Below are 17,625 nucleotides of genomic sequence, written 5' to 3' on the forward strand. Positions count from 1 at the left end.
ATAAAAGGCTAATGACTATGAAAACATGGCTTCCGACATCGACCGCCGGCAGTTTACCGAAACCTTCCTGGCTGGCGCAGCCAGAGACTCTGTGGTCGCCCTGGAAACTGTCCAGCGAAGAATTACTGGCCGGCAAGCGCGACGCCTTGCGGTTATCCCTCGACGACCAGCTGCGGGCCGGGATCGATATTGTCAGCGACGGCGAGCAAACGCGGCAGCACTTTGTCACCACCTTCATCGAGCACCTCAGCGGGGTGGATTTTGCCAAACGCGAGATCGTGAAAATTCGTAACCGCTATGAGGCCAGTGTTCCAACGGTGGTGGGCGCCGTGGAGCGCCAGAAACCGGTCTTCGTGGAGGACGCTCGCTATCTACGGCAGCTCACCAGTCAGCCGATCAAATGGGCGCTTCCGGGCCCGATGACCATGATCGACACGCTGTATGACAACCACTATAAAAGCCGGGAAAAGCTGGCCTGGGAATTTGCTAAAATCCTCAATCAGGAAGCGAAAGAGTTAGAGGCTGCGGGGGTTGATATTATTCAGTTCGATGAGCCGGCCTTTAACGTCTTCTTCGATGAGGTCAACGACTGGGGGATCGCCGCCTTAGAACGAGCCACCGAAGGGCTGAAGTGTGAGACAGCGGTGCATATCTGCTACGGCTATGGCATCAAGGCCAATACCGACTGGAAAAAGACGCTGGGCTCCGAGTGGCGACAGTATGAAGAGGCTTTCCCGCAACTGCAGAAATCGTCCCTTGATATTATCTCTCTCGAGTGCCACAACTCGCGCGTGCCGATGGATCTGCTGGAGTTGATCCGCGGTAAAAAGGTGATGGTCGGGGCGATCGATGTCGCCAGCCATGCTATCGAAACCCCGGAAGAGGTGGCTGGAACCCTGCGCAAGGCGCTGGCGTTCGTCGATGCCGACAAACTCTACCCGTCCACCAACTGCGGTATGGCGCCGCTGCCGCGCCATGTCGCGACCGGCAAACTGCACGCCCTGAGCGCCGGCGCCGAGATTATTCGTCGCGAGCTGGCGGCAAAGTAAGGCGGGGCGCGCCCGTTATCTTCCCCAGGCGGTGTACTTTATCGTCGGTTCACTTCCAGAGCGGGCTGTCGCCCGCTCTGCGTCATGTTGCCGCCAGCGGGCGACAGATTGCCCGCAGGGCGACGGCGCTGCACAGCGGAAACAGCGCCAGCAAAAGCCAGGGATAAACCGCCTGCGGCGACGGAATGAGCGCCAGGTCAAGCAAATGACCGAGCAGTAAATTCCCGGCTAACACCGCGCACCCTCCTGCGGTGGCGAGCGCTCCGTAGTGGGCGCCCAGCGTCGACTCCTCGGCGAACAGCGGGATCAGATCCTTGGCTGCGGGCACTAACAGCATCTGGCCGAGGGTGAGCAGCGTGACAAAACCAGCCGCCGGCATTAACCGCAGCCAACCTTCGGCGGGTGGGGCGGCGGCGAATAACGCCACGCTGGCAAAGGAAGCCGACAGCAGCAGAAAGCCCACCGGCAGGATGCGCACGGCGCCCATTCGCCGGGCGAAGCGGGCGAGAGGGAGCTGGAGGGTGATAATCAACAGCGAGGCCAGCATAAAGAGCGGCGCCAGATCCTGCTCGCGGCCGCCGGAACGTTGGATCTCCACCGGCAGGGCGAGGTACAGTTGGTTGTAGCTCAACAGCCATGAGCTGTAGGCGAGAATAAACGCGACAAAGCGCGGCTGGCGCAAAGGCGTCCACCATGGGACTCGTCTGCGCGTTGTTGTCGTGTGCCCGTCGGCGGGCAGACAGAAAAAGAGCACCGCCAGCGCCAGAAGAAATATTCCCGCGCCGGCGAGGGCGATATGCCGAAAGCCGATCCCGCTCAGCACGTCTCCGGCCACCGGGCCGATCACCGCTCCCAGTTCACCGCATACCGCAAACAGCGCAAACCACTCGGCGCGACTGCGTTTCCCGTTGGCCTGGCTGTGGGTACCGGCCCGCGCCAGCAGGGCCTCTATCGACGGGGAGAACAGGGCGCCGCCGACGCCGGTCAGGCAGGCGCCGAGGATAATGGGCCACAGCGACGCCCCGCACGCCAGCAGGAGAAAACCGGCGACGCGAACGACGCAGCCGGCGAGAATGATCGCCTTAGCGCCATAGCGGTCGGCCAGCGTCCCGCCGAGGATAAACATGCCCTGCTGAGAGAAGGTACGCAGCCCGAGGATCAGGCCGATAAGTCCGCCTGAGAGCAGCATGTCGTCGCGCAGGAAGAGGGCGAGGAAAGGAACGACCGCGTAAAAGCCAATATTAAAAACGAACTGGCTTCCCAGTAACACCGGAGGCCAGAGGGTTGCCGCAGGGCGCAGGGAGAAAAGAGGCATATCCGCCCAACCTAAATGATGAAATGAATGTGCTTTTTGCCGTGGTAAGGGGAGATCTCGATTTTGGTTTTCACCCGGAAAACGTCCCACAGCAGCGCTTCGGACAAAATCTCCTCCGGCGTCCCGCTGGCGAGGATCTGCCCCTGCTGCATCACGATCAGCGAATCGCAGAACATCGCGGCATGGTTAAGATCGTGAATGGCCACAATGCTGGTTACCGGCAGCTCGCTGATCAACTGCATTAACTGCATCTGATGGTGTATATCCAGATGGTTGGTCGGCTCATCCAGCAGGATTTCGCTCGGACTCTGCGCCAGCGCGCGGGCGATATGCACCCGCTGCCGCTCGCCGCCGGAGAGGCTTAACCATCCCTGTTCGCTTTTCTCCAGCATCGCTACCCGCTGCAGCGCGGCGGCAATCGCCTCGTCATCCTGAGCGCTCCAGTTTGAGAACGGAGAGTGGTGGGGAATGCGTCCCAGGCGCACGACGTCGCGCACCCGCATATTGGCCTCGGTCATGCCGTGTTGCTCGACGAAAGCCACGCGGCGGGCGAGCTGCTTTTTCGACATCCGGGCGATATCCTGGCCGTCGAGGGTGACGCGACCTGCATCCGGGCGGCGCAGTCCCGCCAGAACGCGCAGCAGCGAGGATTTGCCGCAGCCGTTGGGCCCCAGCAGTCCGACCGTTTCGCCTCGCGGCACCCGCAGCGAGACATTATTGACGATGACCTTTTTGCCTGCCTTCCAGGTGATATTTTCAGCGCAAATACTCATCACTTATTCCTTGAGCGGTAGATAATCACGGCAAAGAAAGGCACCCCAACCAGGGCGGTTACTACCCCAACGGGCAGACTTTGCGGGGCAATCAGCAGGCGCGACGCAATGTCCGCCAGTACCATCAATATCGCCCCTGCCAGCGCGCTGGCGATCAGCAACGTTCGGTGCAGCGGGCCAAAGAAGAAACGCATCACGTGGGGCACCACCAGGCCAACAAAGCCGATTGAGCCGGCCATGCTGACGATGGTGGCGGTGATCAGCGCCGCAGTGGTGAAGAGGATCAGGCGCACGCGCGGCACAGCAATCCCCAGCGAGGCGGCGGCATCGTCGCCGAAGGTGAACGCGTCCAGCGCCCGGGCATACCACAGGCAGACCGCCAGACCCGCGAGCACCACCACGATGACCAACTGGAATTCGGGCCAGCGAACGCCGCTGAAGCTGCCCAGCAGCCAGAACATCACATCGCGCGCCTGCTGCGCGCTGGCGGAGGTGCTGATGGTATAGGCCGTGATGGCGTTAAATAACTGCGAGGCGGCGACGCCCGCCAGAATGGTTCGCTCATTACCGCCGCGCGCACCGTTAGTCAGCAAGGCGACAAAGGCGAAGGCGGCGAAGGCCCCGGCAAAGGCCCCGGCCGAGAGGGAAATCGCACCGGCGCCAAGGCCCAGCACCACGATCGACACCGCGCCGGTGGAGGCCCCGGCGGAGACGCCGAGGACGTAGGGTTCGGCGAGGGCATTCTTCAGCAAGCTTTGCAGCACGACGCCGCAGATAGCGAGGCCGGCGCCGCAGCAGGCGGCGACCAGCGCGCGGCTGAGGCGGAAATCCCAGATTACGCTCTCATAGATACGGTTGAGCGGCTCAGCGGTTAAGCCGGTTCTGTTGCTGATAGCGTAAAAGACATTCTGCAGCGGGATGGCCAGCTCGCCGACGCTGACGCCCACCGCTATCACCAGCGCCAGCACGATCGCTGCCAGTACACACCAGCCGGTGAGCAGTATGCTGCGGCGCGTCTCAATCGCGGCGACGCTCATCAGTTCAGCCCCATTTTTCTCAGCTGCTCGCCCACCTGTTCCGCGCCGTAAAGCGTGCGAATGGTCGGATTCATCGCCTGACCGTCCATGACCACGATATGGCCTTTTTTCACCGCCTCCAGCTGGCTGACGGCGGGATCGCTTTTGAGGAATTTGATCTTCTCCTCGGCCTTATCCAGCGCCCAGCGGTTACGATCCAGGCTGGCGACCACGATCACATCCGGGTTGGCGGCAATAATGCTCTCCCAGCTCACCGTGGGCCACTCGGTCTCGGAGGTTATCGCATTATGACCGCCCAGCACGCTGGCGATAAAGCCGGAGGCGCTGTTTTTACCGCCGACATAGGCATCGGCCGAAGGCGAGGCGCTGGAGAACCAGAAGACGAAGGAGAGATCCTTTTTGCTTTTACCAAACTCCTGGCGCAGGTCGGCTTCACGTTTTTTGAAATCGGCAATTAGCGCCTGACCACGATCTTCGACGTTGAAAATGCGGGCGAAATCGCTAATCTCCTGATACAGCCAGGTCATATCCCACAGCTTTTGCCGGCTGCCGTACATATCGCCGGTGGCCTTTTTAGTGGCGCACATCCCCGGTGAAACGTAGCTGTTCACGCCGACGGTGGCGAGATCTTCACGCCTGGCGACTTTGCTTTCCGGCCCCAGCAGCAGCGGCAACTGGGCGGGAACGAAATCAGGATTTTGCGCCAGCACCGATTCCAGGCTCGGAATTTCCACCGTCAAGGTTTTAATCTTCGCGTTTTGCTCAGCCAGCTGCGGTAAAACGCTGGTCGGCCAGAAGGCGCTGGCGACCACCTGCTTTTGCAGCCCGAGCAGCAGCAGAATTTCGACCGTATTTTGCCCCAGCGCGACCACGCGCTCCGGCGGCCGGGTGAAGGTCTCCTGATAGCCGCAGTTTTCAATCGTCAGGGGGTAGGTTGTTGCCAGCGCGGAACTGACGGCGGTGAACATCAAGCCTAACGCGCAAAGGACCTTCTTCATTAAACGCTATCCTTGTAAACAGGCGAGTGGATGACCAGCAAATGGGAGTAATGCAAATGAAACTCATTATTGGGGCGGGGTTTTATACAATGCCATATTTACAGTGTCAATGAGTGACTATTTCCGCAGGCAATGAAATGCCCGCGCGATGGGGCGGGTCAGCTCGCCAGTGGGCCACGAATATACGCCTGCAACCCCTGGGCGAGAAAATCAAATACCCGCTTACAGGCAGGGCTGTGACGCAGATCCTCATGCATTACCAGCCAGGTATCAAGATACAGAGAAAAGTCGGCCGCCAGCACTCGCTGCAGGGGAATAATGCCATCCGCAAGGGGCACCTGGCAGATGCCGATCCCCGCTCCGGCGCGAATCAGGCTCAACTGGGCGAGGTCGCTATCGGTCCGCATCGCGAAGGCCTCACGCTGAAAACGAGGGTAAGCCTGCAGCGCCCGGCGAACAAGTGGGGTGGCGCTATCGAAACCAATCAGCGCGTGGCTGGCCAGATCGTCGAGGGTCGTGGGCAGGCCCTGGCGCGTCAGGTAGGCGGCGGTGGCATGTAACCCAAGCTCAATCCTGCCGAGACGGCGGGCGATAAGCTGCTCCTGCTGCGGGGCGACCATCCGCACCGCGATATCCGCCTCCCGGTGAAGCAGATCCTGAAATCGATTGGAGAGCATCAGTTCGATGACGATATTCGGGCACGCCTGCCTGAGCCGGGCAACCAGCGGCGGCAGCACCTCGGCGCCGACCACCTCGCTGGCGGCCACCCGCACCACGCCACGCAGATCGGCTCTGTCGCGACTAAAGTTGGCCGCCGTGCGTTCCAGCGCCCGGGCGGTGTTGTCCATCGCCTCGGCATGCACCCGCAGCGCCAGCGCCGCGTCGGTCGCCAGCAGGCCGGTTTGCGAGCGGGTAAATAAGGCCTGGCCGAGGGCGGTTTCCAGCCCGGCAATATGGCGCCCCGCCGTCGGCTGAGTGATGTTCAGGGTGCGCGATGCGCCCGATAAAGAGCCTTCCTGCAGGACGGCGAGAAAGGTTCGGTACCACTCCCAGGGAATAGAGGTATTCATACAAATATGTATAGCCGTTCGACGATGGTATGCAATTTCATTTGATATGAGCCGCAGGTAGGCTGTCAAGCATCCATTAGCGAACGGGGAAAGAGGATGAACAGCAGCGGCAAGGTACTTATTCTGGGAGCAAGCGGGGGCATCGGCGGGGAAGTGGCGCGCCGGCTGGTGGCAGACAACTGGCAGGTTCGGGCGCTGAAGCGCGGCGCCCAGATGCGTGATCCCGAAGATGGCATACAGTGGATAGCCGGCGACGCGCTGGATGGCGGCCAGGTCGCGGCGGCGGCTGCCGGTTGCGACGTCATCGTCCATGCGGTGAATCCGCCGGGCTACCGGCACTGGCGGCAACAGGTACTGCCTATGCTGCGCAACACCCTGCAGGCTGCCGAACGGCAGCGGGCGCTTGTAGTCCTGCCCGGCACGGTCTACAACTATGGACCGGATGCCTTTCCGCTGATTGCTGAAGAGGCCGCACAACAGCCGGTGACCCGCAAAGGCGCCATCCGGGTGGCGATGGAGCTGGCGCTGAAGGATTACGTGCAGCGCGGCGGCCGGGCGTTGATTGTTCGGGCGGGCGATTTTTTTGGCCCGCGCGCCGGAAATAACTGGTTTTCTCAGGGGCTGGTCAAGCCTGGTCAGCTTCCCCGCATCATTAGCTACCCGGGGGCGATCGGCGTGGGGCATCAGTGGGCCTGGCTGCCCGACGTGGCCGCCACCATCGCCGCGCTGCTCGCCCGCAGGCGCGAGCTTGAGCCGTTCGCCCGCTTTCATATGCAGGGCCACTGGGACCCGGACGGCAGCGAAATGAGTCAGGCGATCCAGCGGGTGGTCGCCCGCTATGGCGGCAGGGCGGTAGTGAAGTCCTTTCCCTGGTGGCTGGTGAAGATGGCGGCGCCCTTCAACGCCACCCTGCGCGAAATGGTCGAGATGCACTATCTCTGGCGTCTGCCGGTACGCCTGCGCAACGATAAACTGGTTGATTTTTTAGGCGCGGAACCGCATACCCCGCTCGACAGCGCGGTTTATCAGACGCTGCAAGGCCTGGGTTGTCTGCCCGCCGGCGCGATAAACCAAGAGGCGGGTGAGGCGTAACGCGGCAAGAGGATCACAGAGCGGGGCGTTATTGTGACCAAATCATAATAACGTCACTCGTTGTCAAACGATAGCGATCGCATTAAGCTAAACGGATGACGAAAAATACCCCCACCCCTGCAAGCCGTGGTCCCCATGACCACAGCGTTCGGGACCAGATTCTTGACGCGGCCATGGCGCACTTTAGTCGCTATGGCTATGAGAAAACGACGGTCACCGATCTCGCCAAAGCGATAGGCTTTTCCAAAGCCTATATCTATAAATTCTTTGACTCCAAGCAGGCGATTGGCGAGGCGATTTGCGCCAGCCGGCTGGAGAAGATCATGGTGGCCGTCAGCGAGGCCATCGCCGATGCGCCGTCCGCCAGCGAGAAACTGCGCCGCCTGTTCCGGGCGCTGACCGAGGCCGGCAGTGAACTGTTTTTCGAGGATCGCAAACTGTACGACATCGCCGCCGTCGCGGCGCGCGATAAATGGCCTTCAACGGAACAGTATGCCGGTCATCTGCAGCAGCTGATTGGTCAAATCCTTGTCGAAGGCCGCCAGGCGGGTGAGTTCGAGCGCAAAACCCCGCTGGATGAAGCGACCCTGGCGGTGTATATGGTGATGTGTCCTTTCATCAACCCGGTGCAGTTGCAATACAATCTCGACACCGCGCCCACCGCGGCGGTGCTGCTTGCCTCCCTGATCCTGAGAAGTCTCTCCCCCTGATTGGTGACTATTGACTTTATTGGTCACTGGTCTGAGAATGCGGTCACCATCCGGTCTTTTCATTAAGGTGACCCATGCTCAGGCTCAACGCCGTCCATCTTGCCGTCTGCCTCCTGCCGCTGGCCCTCGCGGGCTGCGGCGAACCTGCCGATCATGACGACCCCCGCATCCGGCCGCCGCTGGTCCGGGTGGCGACCGTCGAGCGCGCGGAGGCCGGCTCGCGGGCCTTTACCGGCGTGGTAGTGGCCCGAACCCAAAGCGACCTCGGCTTCAGGGTGGCGGGAAAAGTGCTTGAACGGCGGGTGGAAACCGGGCAGAGCGTCAAGCGCGGTCAGCTGCTGCTGCGCCTGGATCCGGCTGATCTAGCCTTGCAGGCGCAGTCCCAACAGCGGGCCGTAGATGCCGCGCGGGCGCGAGCCAAAAAGGCGGCCAACGATCTGGCCCGCTATCGCGGCCTGGTGGCGAGCGGCGCCATCTCGGCCGCGGAATTCGACCAGATTAACGCGGCAGCAGAGGCGGCGAGAGCCGACCTCAGCGCGGCCCAGGCGCAGGCCAATGTGGCGCAAAACGCCACCGGCTATGCCGGACTGCTGGCGGATGCTGACGGCGTGGTGGTGGAAACCCTCGCTGAGCCGGGGCAGGTGGTCAGCGCCGGGCAGGTGGTGATCCGCCTGGCGCGGGCGGGGCAGCGCGAAGCGCGGGTGCAACTGCCGGAGACGCTGCGCCCGGCGGTCGGCAGCGAGGCGCTGGCGACACGCTATGGCAGCGAATCTCAGCCGGTCACGGCGACCCTGCGCCTGCTTTCGGACGCGGCTGACGCCACCACCCGCACCTTTGAAGCGCGCTATGTACTGAACGGCGCGCTGGCGAATGCCCCGCTGGGGTCTACCGTGACCCTGCGCATCGGCAACGACCAGGCGCCAGGCCAGGTGCTGGCGGTGCCCCTGGCGTCGGTCTACGATCCGGGTAACGGCCCTGGCGTCTGGCGCATTGCCTCTCGTCCGGCCACCGTCTCCTGGCAACCGGTGACCGTGCTCGGCCTGGATGATGAAACCGCGCGGGTGACCGGCCCGCTGAAGCCCGGCGAGCCGATCGTCGCCCTGGGCGCCCATCTTCTGCACCAGGGCGAGGCGGTACGTCTGGCGGAACGACGCGAGCATAATGCCGCCGGGAGCCAGCCATGAGCGCCGGGCGTTTTAATCTCTCCGCGCTGGCCGTCCGCGAGCGGTCGGTGACCCTGTTTTTGATTATCCTTATCTCCGTCGCCGGGCTGGTGGCGTTCTTCGGACTCGGGCGAGCGGAAGATCCGCCCTTTACGGTCAAGCAAATGACGGTCATTACCGTCTGGCCCGGCGCCACCGCGCAGGAGATGCAGGATCAGGTCGCCGAGCCGCTGGAAAAACGGCTCCAGGAGCTAAAGTGGTACGATCGCACGGAGACCTATACCCGCCCTGGCATGGCGTTGATCACCCTGTCGCTGCAGGATCAGACCCCGCCTTCCGAGGTGCCGGAGCAGTTTTATCAGGCGCGCAAAAAGCTCGGCGACGAGGCGAAAAATCTGCCTGCCGGCGTCTCCGGCCCGATGATGAATGACGAATTCGCCGATGTCACCTTTGCCCTCTTTGCCCTGAAAGCACGGGGAGAACCGCCGCGGCAGCTGGTGCGTGACGCCGAAGCCCTGCGCCAGCAGCTGCTGCATGTTCCCGGGGTGAAAAAAGTGAATATCCTCGGCGAACAGGCGGAGCGCATTTATCTCTCGTTTTCTCATGACCGTCTCGCCACCCTGGGCCTTTCACCAGAGGCGATTTTTGCCGCGCTGAACAGCCAGAATGTGCTGACCGCCGCCGGGGCTATCGAGACGCGGGGCGGGCAGATCTTTATCCGCCTCGACGGGGCGTTCGACCGCCTGCAGCAGATCCGCGACACGCCGATTATTGCCGGGGGCAGAACGCTGAAACTGGCCGATGTCGCCACGGTTGAGCGGGGATATGAAGATCCCGCGACCTTCCTGATCCGCAATCAGGGCGAACCGGCGCTGCTGCTGGGCGTGGTGATGCGCGAGGGCTGGAATGGTCTGGCGCTGGGGAAAGCGCTGGACGCCGAAACGACCAGCATCAATCAGAGCCTGCCGCTCGGCATGTCGTTGACCAAGGTGACCGATCAGTCGGTGAATATCAGCGCCGCGGTCGATGAGTTCATGATCAAATTCTTTGTCGCCCTGCTGGTGGTGATGTCGGTGTGCTTTGTCAGCATGGGGTGGCGCGTGGGCGTGGTGGTCGCGGCGGCGGTGCCTTTAACCCTCGCCGTGGTGTTTGTGGTGATGGAGGCGACCGGCAAAAACTTCGACCGCATCACTCTCGGCTCGCTGATCCTCGCCCTGGGGCTGCTGGTGGATGATGCCATCATTGCCATCGAAATGATGGTGGTCAAAATGGAGGAGGGGTACGACCGCCTCAAAGCCTCGGCCTATGCCTGGAGCCATACCGCGGCGCCTATGCTGGCCGGTACCCTGGTGACGGCCGTGGGCTTTATGCCTAATGGATTTGCGCAGTCCACCGCCGGGGAGTACGCCAGCAATGTGTTCTGGATCGTCGGTATCGCGCTGATTGCCTCCTGGATTGTGGCGGTGATTTTTACCCCCTGGCTGGGGGTGCACCTGTTGCCGAACAGAAAGCCCGCGGCGGCCGGCCACGCCGCGCTGTATGACACCCCGCGCTATCAGCACTTCCGTCGGCTGCTGACCCGGGTTATTGCTCACAAATGGCGCGTGGCCGCCGGGGTGGTGGCGCTGTTTATCGTGGCGATCCTGGGCATGAGCGTGGTGAAAAAGCAGTTTTTCCCCACCTCCGATCGTCCGGAAGTGCTGGTTGAAGTGCAGCTGCCTTACGGGTCGTCGATTAGCCAGACCAGCGCCGCGGCGGCGAAAATTGAGCACTGGCTGCACCTGCAGCCGGAGGTGAAGATTGTCACCAGCTATATCGGCCAGGGCGCGCCGCGCTTTTACCTGGCGATGGCTCCGGAATTGCCCGATCCCTCCTTCGCCAAACTGATGGTGTTGACCGACGGGCAGGGTGCCCGCGAGGCGCTCAAGCGGCGGCTGCGGGAGGCGGTGGCCAATGGCCTGGCGCCGGAGGCGCGGGTGCGCGTCACTCAGCTGGTGTTTGGCCCTTATTCGCCTTATCCGGTCGCCTGGCGGGTGATGGGGCCCGATCCGCACGCTCTGCTCGACATCGCCGAGCGGGTTAAATCGGTGCTGCAGGCCAGTCCGCTGATGCGCACCGTCAATACCGACTGGGGTTCGCGGGTACCGGTGATGCATTTCAGCCTCAATCAGGACCGGCTGCAGGCGAGCGGACTCAGCTCCCAGTCCGTCGCCCAGCAGCTGCAGTTCCTGCTGTCAGGGATCCCGATCACCACCGTCCGGGAAGATATTCGCGCCGTGCAGGTGATCGGCCGCGCGGCGGGCGACATCCGTCTGGATCCGGCGAAAATCGCCGACTTCACCCTGGTGGGCAGCGGCGGGCAGCGGGTTCCCTTGTCACAGATTGGCGACGTGTCGATCAGGATGGAGGACCCGCTGCTTCGCCGTCGCGACCGCACGCCGACCATCACCGTCCGCGGAGATGTTGCGGAGAACCTGCAGCCGCCGGATGTCTCCACCGCGCTGATGAAGCCGCTGCAGCCCATTATCGACTCGCTGCCGCCTGGCTATCGCATCGAGACGGCGGGGTCGATTGAGGAATCCGGCAAGGCCACCCGGGCGATGGTGCCGTTATTTCCGATAATGATCGCCCTCACGCTGCTGATCATTATCCTGCAGGTGCGTTCGCTGTCGGCGATGGTCATGGTTTTCCTGACCGCGCCGCTGGGGCTGATTGGCGTGGTCCCGACGCTGCTGCTGTTCAATCAGCCGTTTGGCATCAATGCCCTGGTGGGCCTGATCGCCCTGTCGGGGATCCTGATGCGCAATACGCTGATCCTGATTGGCCAAATCCATCATAACCAACAGGCGGGGCTCGATCCGTTCCACGCGGTGGTGGAGGCGACGGTGCAGCGCGCCCGCCCGGTTCTGCTGACCGCGCTGGCGGCGATCCTGGCGTTCATTCCGCTCACTCATTCGGTCTTCTGGGGAACGCTCGCCTATACGCTGATTGGCGGGACGCTGGGGGGAACCATCATGACCCTTATCTTCCTGCCGGCCATGTACGCGATCTGGTTCCGCATCCGTCCGGAGAACACGGTACAACAGACAGAGTTGCACCTTCAGAGGTAATTCCACTTTGCCGGACCTGGGCGAGGCACATGGCCAGGCCAGGTCCCGGGCAGCGTCAGGCGGGTAAGGATACCGGCACCGCATGAGTGCGGTGTTGATCCTGTTCGAGGCGATCAAGGCAATCGAGGCTGATGGCCGATGGCGAGGTCGCGCCGGTGAGGGTCATGGTAACCTTCATATCCTCGGCAAATAAGCGCAGCAGATGCGCCACGCCCGCTTCGCCCGCCGCGGCCAGGGCATAAATATAGGCCCGACCGAGCAGCACGCCTTTCGCGCCGAGGGCCAGCAGACGTATAACGTCCACGCCGGAGCGCACCCCGGAATCGGCAAGCACTGTCAGATCGTCGCCGACCGCATCCACCACCCTGGGCAGCGCCCGGGCGGTGGGGATGGCGCCATCGAGCTGTCTGCCGCCATGATTCGACACCACAATACCAGCGGCGCCCAGCCGCACGGCATTGCGCGCATCGTCGGCATCGAGGATCCCTTTGATGATTAATTTTCCTTGCCAGCTGTCGCGGATCCACTCCAGATCGTGCCAGGCGATGGACGGGTCGAAGTTGTTGCTGATGAACCCCATATAGTCGTCCATGGTCATTTTGTGGCCGGTGTAGGCTTCGATATTACCAAACGACAGGGGTCTGCCCGCCAGCCCGACGTTCATCGCCCAGCGCGGATGGGTGCAAGCCTGGAGATATTGTCGCAGGGTGGCGTGCGGCCCGGACATCCCTGAGCGGTTATCGCGATACCGCGAGCCGGGGATTGGCATATCGACGGTAAATACCAGGGTTTTCATGCCAGCGGCCCAGGCGCGCTCCAGCGCGTTACGCATATAGCCGCGATCTTTGAGTACGTACAGCTGGGACCAGAGCGCGCCGCTGGCGTGGCTCGCCACCTCTTCAATCGAGCAGACCGACACGGTGGATAAGGTGTACGGGATCCCGGCGCGGGAGGCGGCGCGGGCCGCCTGGACTTCGCCGCGGCGGGCGTACATCCCGGTGGCGCCGACGGGCCCCAGCGCCACGGGCATCGCCCATGGGGCATCAAGGATCGTGGTCGCCAGCGTCGGTTCGCCGGCCCCGCACAGTACGCGCTGGCGAAGAGCTACCGAGGCAAGCTCGGCGGCGTTGGCGTTCATGGTGTTTTCCGCCACCGCGCCACCGTCAATATAATCGAAAAGGAAGCGGGGCAGACGACGACGAGCGGCTTCGCGATAATCGCTGGGGGCTGAAACAATCATTATTATGTCCTTATGTTTTTTAACCTTAGTGGATGTTCTGCAGGTAAAAAAACTATAGGCCTCTAAAAACCGGCGAGGAAATGAAATATTAGCATTCCCACTATTCCCTCATGGAATAATCTGCGTTGCACTCTGTGGTTGTTATTTTCTTTTAATGCTAACCGGTAAGGACATTATTTTTTGCGCCGGGCGCGGATTGGGCACAATAAATCAGCCTTGCGTCAGGCCACAGCACTGAAAAGGGGAAGGAGAGATCAGCCCGGCGCCAGGGAATACGCGCGCAGAAAGACGTCCAGGGCGCGCTCAACCCGCTGTTTGATTTCGTCGTCGGACAGCGGAGGTCTTGCGCCAAGTTTTATCGCCAGGCTGGTCATTCCCAGCCATAAACCGGCCAGTTCGTCGGCAGCCTCCTGCGGATCGCAGGCTCGTAAAGTACCGGCTTCGATCGCCTCGGCGATGATCGCTTCCAGCATCTGCTGCGCGCGCCCCGGCCCGGCGGCGTAAAAGCGGCCGGGGAGATCGGGGTGACGCACGGCAGCCGAGGCGATCAGTCGGTCCCAGCCGGTCAGTTCCCGCTGGTTGATAAAGCGGACAAAGCGATAACCAAACGCCGTCAGTACCTCGATCAGCGGCAGATGATGGCGCTGGGCGAAATCATGGTCGCTGATGGTGAGATCCGATTCCTGGCGTAAGACCGCCTCTATCAGATGTTCTTTATCGCTGAAATTGGCATACAGGGTGGCTTTCGCCACCCCGGCTACGCGGGCGATTTCGGCCGTTGTCACCTCCAGGCCCTGTTCCAGAAACAGCTTACGGGCGGCCTGAAGTATCGCCTGCGTTTTCAACGGATCTTTTGGCCGACCTTTCTGACGAGGGGTTTCGCTCATCGCCGATAGCCTGCAAACAGCGCGCTCATAATTAATCCTCCGACCACGGTAATGTGTTCAAGCGCAATATGGAATTCCCCAGTGCGCCGGGGTTCACTGAAGGCCCAGAAGGCGTGTCCCAGCGGAATAGTGAGTAATGTAAACACAATCAGCATCCCCGATCCAATCCAGCCGTAGCCGGCAGGATTAAAAACGATCAGCGCCGAACCCGCCAGCTGGCAAAAAATCGTGCCCGCCGCGAACAAGACCGGCCACGGCAGGCCGACGGTCACCATCTCCTGAACGATCTCCGCGAAATGAAAGACGCCGTAGATGCCTGCCATCCAGAAGAAGAAGGTCACCAGGACGCGAGAGAAACAAAGGGTGATGAAAAATAAGGTCGAATTAGGCATAAGATTTTACGCAATTGATAATTAACAGACCAATGAGTCTAAAAAATAATTTCAAGACTCACAAGTCTGTTAATTGTTCATTAGTGTTATGCCATTGCAATCAGCCGCTTAGTTTGTTTTTCTCCTGCCAGGTGCCCTGCCGCAGGCTTTGCGTCAGACGTAAAGAAGGTGAATTTGAAATTGAGCAGATGGTATCTTTTGCTAGCCTTTCTGAGGAGGACAGACGGAGCGACACCATGAAAGATAAAGATGAACAAACGGCATTGATTGGCATGGCCATCGGCGCGGCGGTCATTAGCTTAGTGGCTACACAAAAGCAGATTAATCAGGGGAGTATCGTGGATGAACTGGTGAGGCTGGGCAGACAGAAGGGGGACGGGGTAGAGGATGAGGTCTTTGTCCAGGCCGCCCGGCTGGTGAGTAAAGGCACCTAGCCAGCCGGTATCCCGCCTGGCAGCCCCGTGTGCCCGTTTTATTTTGGTTTTTATTCCCCGAATGCGGCCGGCGAGCGGCGCTTATTCCTTTCCTGAAGCGTTACCGGCGGGCGCTTTCACTACCCGCTTTTTTCTAGCGCATGGCCGGGGCCGCGCCCCGCGCTGGCATGGTCTTTCTGTTACGTTGTCACTTTATGCTCGCCTGCAAGCGATAACCAGCAAGGTGGTCTGCCGCTATTGCATAAATCGGTATTTTCGATACATCTTTGCCATTGCGTGCGGAGATAGAATGATTTCAAAATAACATATTATAAATCAATCCATTAAGTTCTATTTGCACACCCTGATAATCCCTGGGCGAGGGTCTATGCTTATAAAAAGCACTAAATGAGGCAATACCCCTGCTGCAGAAGGTTTGAAGTGATAATCATTATCACTAACATGGCGGTATGCCTTGATGGCGCCAACCTGGAGGTCTATCGATGGAAGTACAAGCAGGAACTTTTAATCCCGCCGATTTCAGCTGGCAGGGACTGACCATGACGCCGGCCGCTGCCGCGCATATCCGCGATCTGATGCGCAAGCAGCCGGATAAGAAAGGGCTGCGGCTGGGCATTAAAACCAGCGGCTGCGCCGGTTTTGGCTATGTGCTCGAAATGATTGCCGAGCCGGCGCCCGACGATCTGCTCTTTGAATCTGACGGGGCGAAGCTGTTTGCGCCGCTGCAGGCGATGCCGTTCATCGACGGCACCGAGCTGGATTATGTCCGGGAAGGTTTAAATGAAATCTTTAAATTTCATAACCCGAAAGCGCAGCATGAGTGCGGCTGCGGCGAAAGTTTTGGGGTGCAGGCGGAGTAACTATGTCGCGTAATACTGAAGCAACTGACGATGTCAAAACCTGGACCGGCGGCCCGCTCAACTACAAAGAGGGCTTTTTTACTCGCCTGCAAACCGATGAGCTGGCCAAAGGCATTAATGAAGAAGTCGTTCGGGCTATCTCGGCTCGCCGCAATGAGCCGCAGTGGATGTTGGAGTTTCGTCTGAATGCCTACCGGGCGTGGCTGGAAATGGAGGAGCCGCACTGGCTGAAAGCGCATTACGATAAGCTGAATTATCAGGATTACAGCTACTATTCCGCGCCCTCCTGCGGCAACTGCGATGAGACCTGCGCCTCCGAGCCTGGCGCGGTGCAGCAGACCGGGGCCAATACCTTTCTGACCAGCGAGGTGGAAGAAGCCTTTAACCAGCTGGGCGTGCCGGTACGCGAAGGGCGCGAGGTGGCGGTGGACGCGATATTTGACTCGGTGTCGGTGGCGACCACCTACCGAGAAAAGCTGGCCGAGCAGGGGATCATCTTCTGTTCTTTCGGCGAGGCGATCCACGATCATCCGGAACTGGTGAAAAAGTATCTGGGCACCGTAGTGCCGGGGAATGACAACTTCTTTGCCGCGCTGAACGCCGCGGTGGCTTCGGACGGCACCTTTATCTATGTGCCGAAGGGCGTCCGCTGCCCGATGGAGCTGTCGACCTATTTCCGCATCAACGCCGAAAAGACCGGGCAGTTTGAACGCACCATTCTGGTGGCTGATGAAGGCAGCTACGTCAGCTATATTGAAGGCTGCTCGGCGCCGGTGCGCGACAGCTATCAGCTGCATGCCGCGGTCGTTGAAGTCATCATCCATAAAGACGCGGAAGTGAAATACTCCACGGTGCAGAACTGGTTCCCCGGCGATAACAACACCGGCGGGATCCTCAACTTCGTCACCAAGCGCGCCCTGTGCGAAGGGGAGAACAGCAAAATGTCATGGACCCAGTCGGAAACCGGCTCGGCCATCACCTGGAAATACCCCAGCTGCATCCTGCGCGGCGATAACTCGATCGGCGAATTCTTTTCGGTGGCGCTGACCAGCGGCCATCAGCAGGCGGACACCGGCACCAAAATGATCCATATCGGCAAGAACACCCGCTCGACCATCATCTCGAAAGGGATCTCCGCCGGACACAGTCAGAACAGCTATCGCGGGCTGGTCAAAATCATGCCGACCGCCACCAACGCCCGCAACTATACCCAGTGCGATTCGATGCTGATCGGCCCGGACTGCGGGGCGCATACCTTCCCGTATGTTGAATGCCGCAACAACAGCGCCCAGCTGGAGCACGAGGCGACCACCTCGCGGATTGGCGAAGATCAATTGTTCTACTGCCTGCAGCGCGGGATCAGCGAAGACGATGCCATCTCGATGATCGTCAACGGTTTCTGTAAAGACGTCTTCTCCGAGCTGCCGCTGGAGTTCGCTGTAGAGGCGCAAAAATTGCTGGCCATTAGCCTTGAACATAGCGTCGGCTGATAATT

The 17,625-nt window shown here is 60.8% G+C and carries 17 protein-coding genes; 8 read left to right on the forward strand and 9 right to left on the reverse strand.

Annotated elements, in window-relative coordinates:
• Nucleotides 1-17 precede the first annotated feature (17 nt).
• Nucleotides 18-1,049 (forward strand): methionine synthase, encoded by a 1,032-nt coding sequence (locus KB892_RS09720; protein WP_002909005.1) that lies wholly within the window; start codon nt 18-20, stop codon nt 1,047-1,049.
• Between the two features lie 82 nt (nt 1,050-1,131).
• Here the strand turns inward: KB892_RS09720 and KB892_RS09725 are convergent, their stop codons facing one another.
• From KB892_RS09725 to KB892_RS09745, 5 genes are all read right to left on the reverse strand, one after another.
• Nucleotides 1,132-2,319 (reverse strand): MFS transporter EitD, encoded by a 1,188-nt coding sequence (locus tag KB892_RS09725; RefSeq protein ID WP_176450195.1) that lies wholly within the window; start codon nt 2,317-2,319, stop codon nt 1,132-1,134.
• 56 nt (nt 2,320-2,375) lie between these two features.
• A complete protein-coding gene (locus KB892_RS09730) occupies nt 2,376-3,137 on the reverse strand; it encodes a siderophore ABC transporter ATP-binding protein EitC (RefSeq protein WP_004200259.1) in 762 nt (253 codons plus the stop codon).
• Nucleotides 3,137-4,174 carry a FecCD family ABC transporter permease gene (locus tag KB892_RS09735; protein WP_001545318.1) on the reverse strand — a complete coding sequence of 346 codons (1,038 nt, stop codon included), beginning with the start codon at nt 4,172-4,174 and terminating at the stop codon, nt 3,137-3,139. The genes KB892_RS09730 and KB892_RS09735 overlap by 1 nt, the downstream gene beginning before the upstream one ends.
• Nucleotides 4,174-5,172 carry a siderophore ABC transporter substrate-binding protein EitA gene (locus KB892_RS09740; protein ID WP_004200258.1) on the reverse strand — a complete coding sequence of 333 codons (999 nt, stop codon included), beginning with the start codon at nt 5,170-5,172 and terminating at the stop codon, nt 4,174-4,176. Before KB892_RS09740 ends, KB892_RS09735 begins: the two co-directional genes overlap by 1 nt.
• 158 nt (nt 5,173-5,330) lie before the next feature.
• Complete coding sequence (locus tag KB892_RS09745) at nt 5,331-6,242, reverse strand: LysR family transcriptional regulator (RefSeq protein ID WP_004200256.1); 912 nt, start codon at nt 6,240-6,242, stop codon at nt 5,331-5,333.
• A 96-nt stretch (nt 6,243-6,338) separates the two neighbouring features.
• On the opposite strand from KB892_RS09745, the gene KB892_RS09750 reads away from it, so the two are divergent.
• From KB892_RS09750 to KB892_RS09765, 4 genes are all read left to right on the forward strand, one after another.
• The gene (locus KB892_RS09750) at nt 6,339-7,334 is read left to right on the forward strand and encodes an NAD-dependent epimerase/dehydratase family protein (RefSeq protein WP_004200255.1); all 996 of its coding nucleotides are present in this window, start codon (nt 6,339-6,341) and stop codon (nt 7,332-7,334) included.
• Nucleotides 7,335-7,507: 173 nt separating this feature from the next.
• Nucleotides 7,508-8,044 carry a TetR/AcrR family transcriptional regulator gene (locus KB892_RS09755; protein ID WP_004180363.1) on the forward strand — a complete coding sequence of 179 codons (537 nt, stop codon included), beginning with the start codon at nt 7,508-7,510 and terminating at the stop codon, nt 8,042-8,044.
• A 74-nt stretch (nt 8,045-8,118) separates the two neighbouring features.
• Nucleotides 8,119-9,228, forward strand: a complete 1,110-nt coding sequence (locus KB892_RS09760; protein ID WP_004200254.1) for an efflux RND transporter periplasmic adaptor subunit — start codon at nt 8,119-8,121, stop codon at nt 9,226-9,228.
• Nucleotides 9,225-12,317 (forward strand): efflux RND transporter permease subunit, encoded by a 3,093-nt coding sequence (locus tag KB892_RS09765; protein WP_004200253.1) that lies wholly within the window; start codon nt 9,225-9,227, stop codon nt 12,315-12,317. The genes KB892_RS09760 and KB892_RS09765 overlap by 4 nt, the downstream gene beginning before the upstream one ends.
• 55 nt (nt 12,318-12,372) lie before the next feature.
• Here KB892_RS09765 and lldD read toward each other — a convergent pair whose 3' ends face one another.
• The 4 genes from lldD to KB892_RS09785 all read right to left on the reverse strand — a co-directional run bounded on the left by lldD (nt 12,373) and on the right by KB892_RS09785 (nt 15,074).
• Entirely contained in the window at nt 12,373-13,557 is a 1,185-nt protein-coding gene (gene lldD / locus KB892_RS09770) for an FMN-dependent L-lactate dehydrogenase LldD (protein ID WP_062955034.1), read from the reverse strand.
• Nucleotides 13,558-13,811: 254 nt separating this feature from the next.
• Complete coding sequence (locus tag KB892_RS09775; protein ID WP_002908882.1) at nt 13,812-14,444, reverse strand: TetR/AcrR family transcriptional regulator; 633 nt, start codon at nt 14,442-14,444, stop codon at nt 13,812-13,814.
• A complete protein-coding gene (locus tag KB892_RS09780) occupies nt 14,441-14,836 on the reverse strand; it encodes a DoxX family protein (protein WP_004225470.1) in 396 nt (131 codons plus the stop codon). Before KB892_RS09780 ends, KB892_RS09775 begins: the two co-directional genes overlap by 4 nt.
• A gap of 100 nt (nt 14,837-14,936) precedes the next feature.
• The gene (locus tag KB892_RS09785; RefSeq protein WP_014343173.1) at nt 14,937-15,074 is read right to left on the reverse strand and encodes a hypothetical protein; all 138 of its coding nucleotides are present in this window, start codon (nt 15,072-15,074) and stop codon (nt 14,937-14,939) included.
• Between KB892_RS09785 and KB892_RS09790 the strand changes: the two genes are divergently transcribed.
• The 3 genes from KB892_RS09790 to sufB all read left to right on the forward strand — a co-directional run bounded on the left by KB892_RS09790 (nt 15,073) and on the right by sufB (nt 17,620).
• The gene (locus KB892_RS09790) at nt 15,073-15,270 is read left to right on the forward strand and encodes a hypothetical protein (RefSeq protein WP_002908880.1); all 198 of its coding nucleotides are present in this window, start codon (nt 15,073-15,075) and stop codon (nt 15,268-15,270) included. The two genes, KB892_RS09785 and KB892_RS09790, sit on opposite strands and share 2 nt — an antisense overlap.
• Before the next feature lie 482 nt (nt 15,271-15,752).
• Nucleotides 15,753-16,130, forward strand: coding sequence for a Fe-S cluster assembly scaffold SufA (gene sufA, locus KB892_RS09795; RefSeq protein WP_004143232.1), 378 nt, complete (start codon nt 15,753-15,755; stop codon nt 16,128-16,130).
• 2 nt (nt 16,131-16,132) lie between these two features.
• Nucleotides 16,133-17,620, forward strand: a complete 1,488-nt coding sequence (gene sufB, locus KB892_RS09800) for a Fe-S cluster assembly protein SufB (protein ID WP_002908877.1) — start codon at nt 16,133-16,135, stop codon at nt 17,618-17,620.
• Nucleotides 17,621-17,625 lie beyond the last annotated feature (5 nt).

Origin of the sequence: Klebsiella sp. P1927 (assembly GCF_018204675.1) — a bacterium.
Lineage (GTDB): Bacteria > Pseudomonadota > Gammaproteobacteria > Enterobacterales > Enterobacteriaceae > Klebsiella > Klebsiella pneumoniae.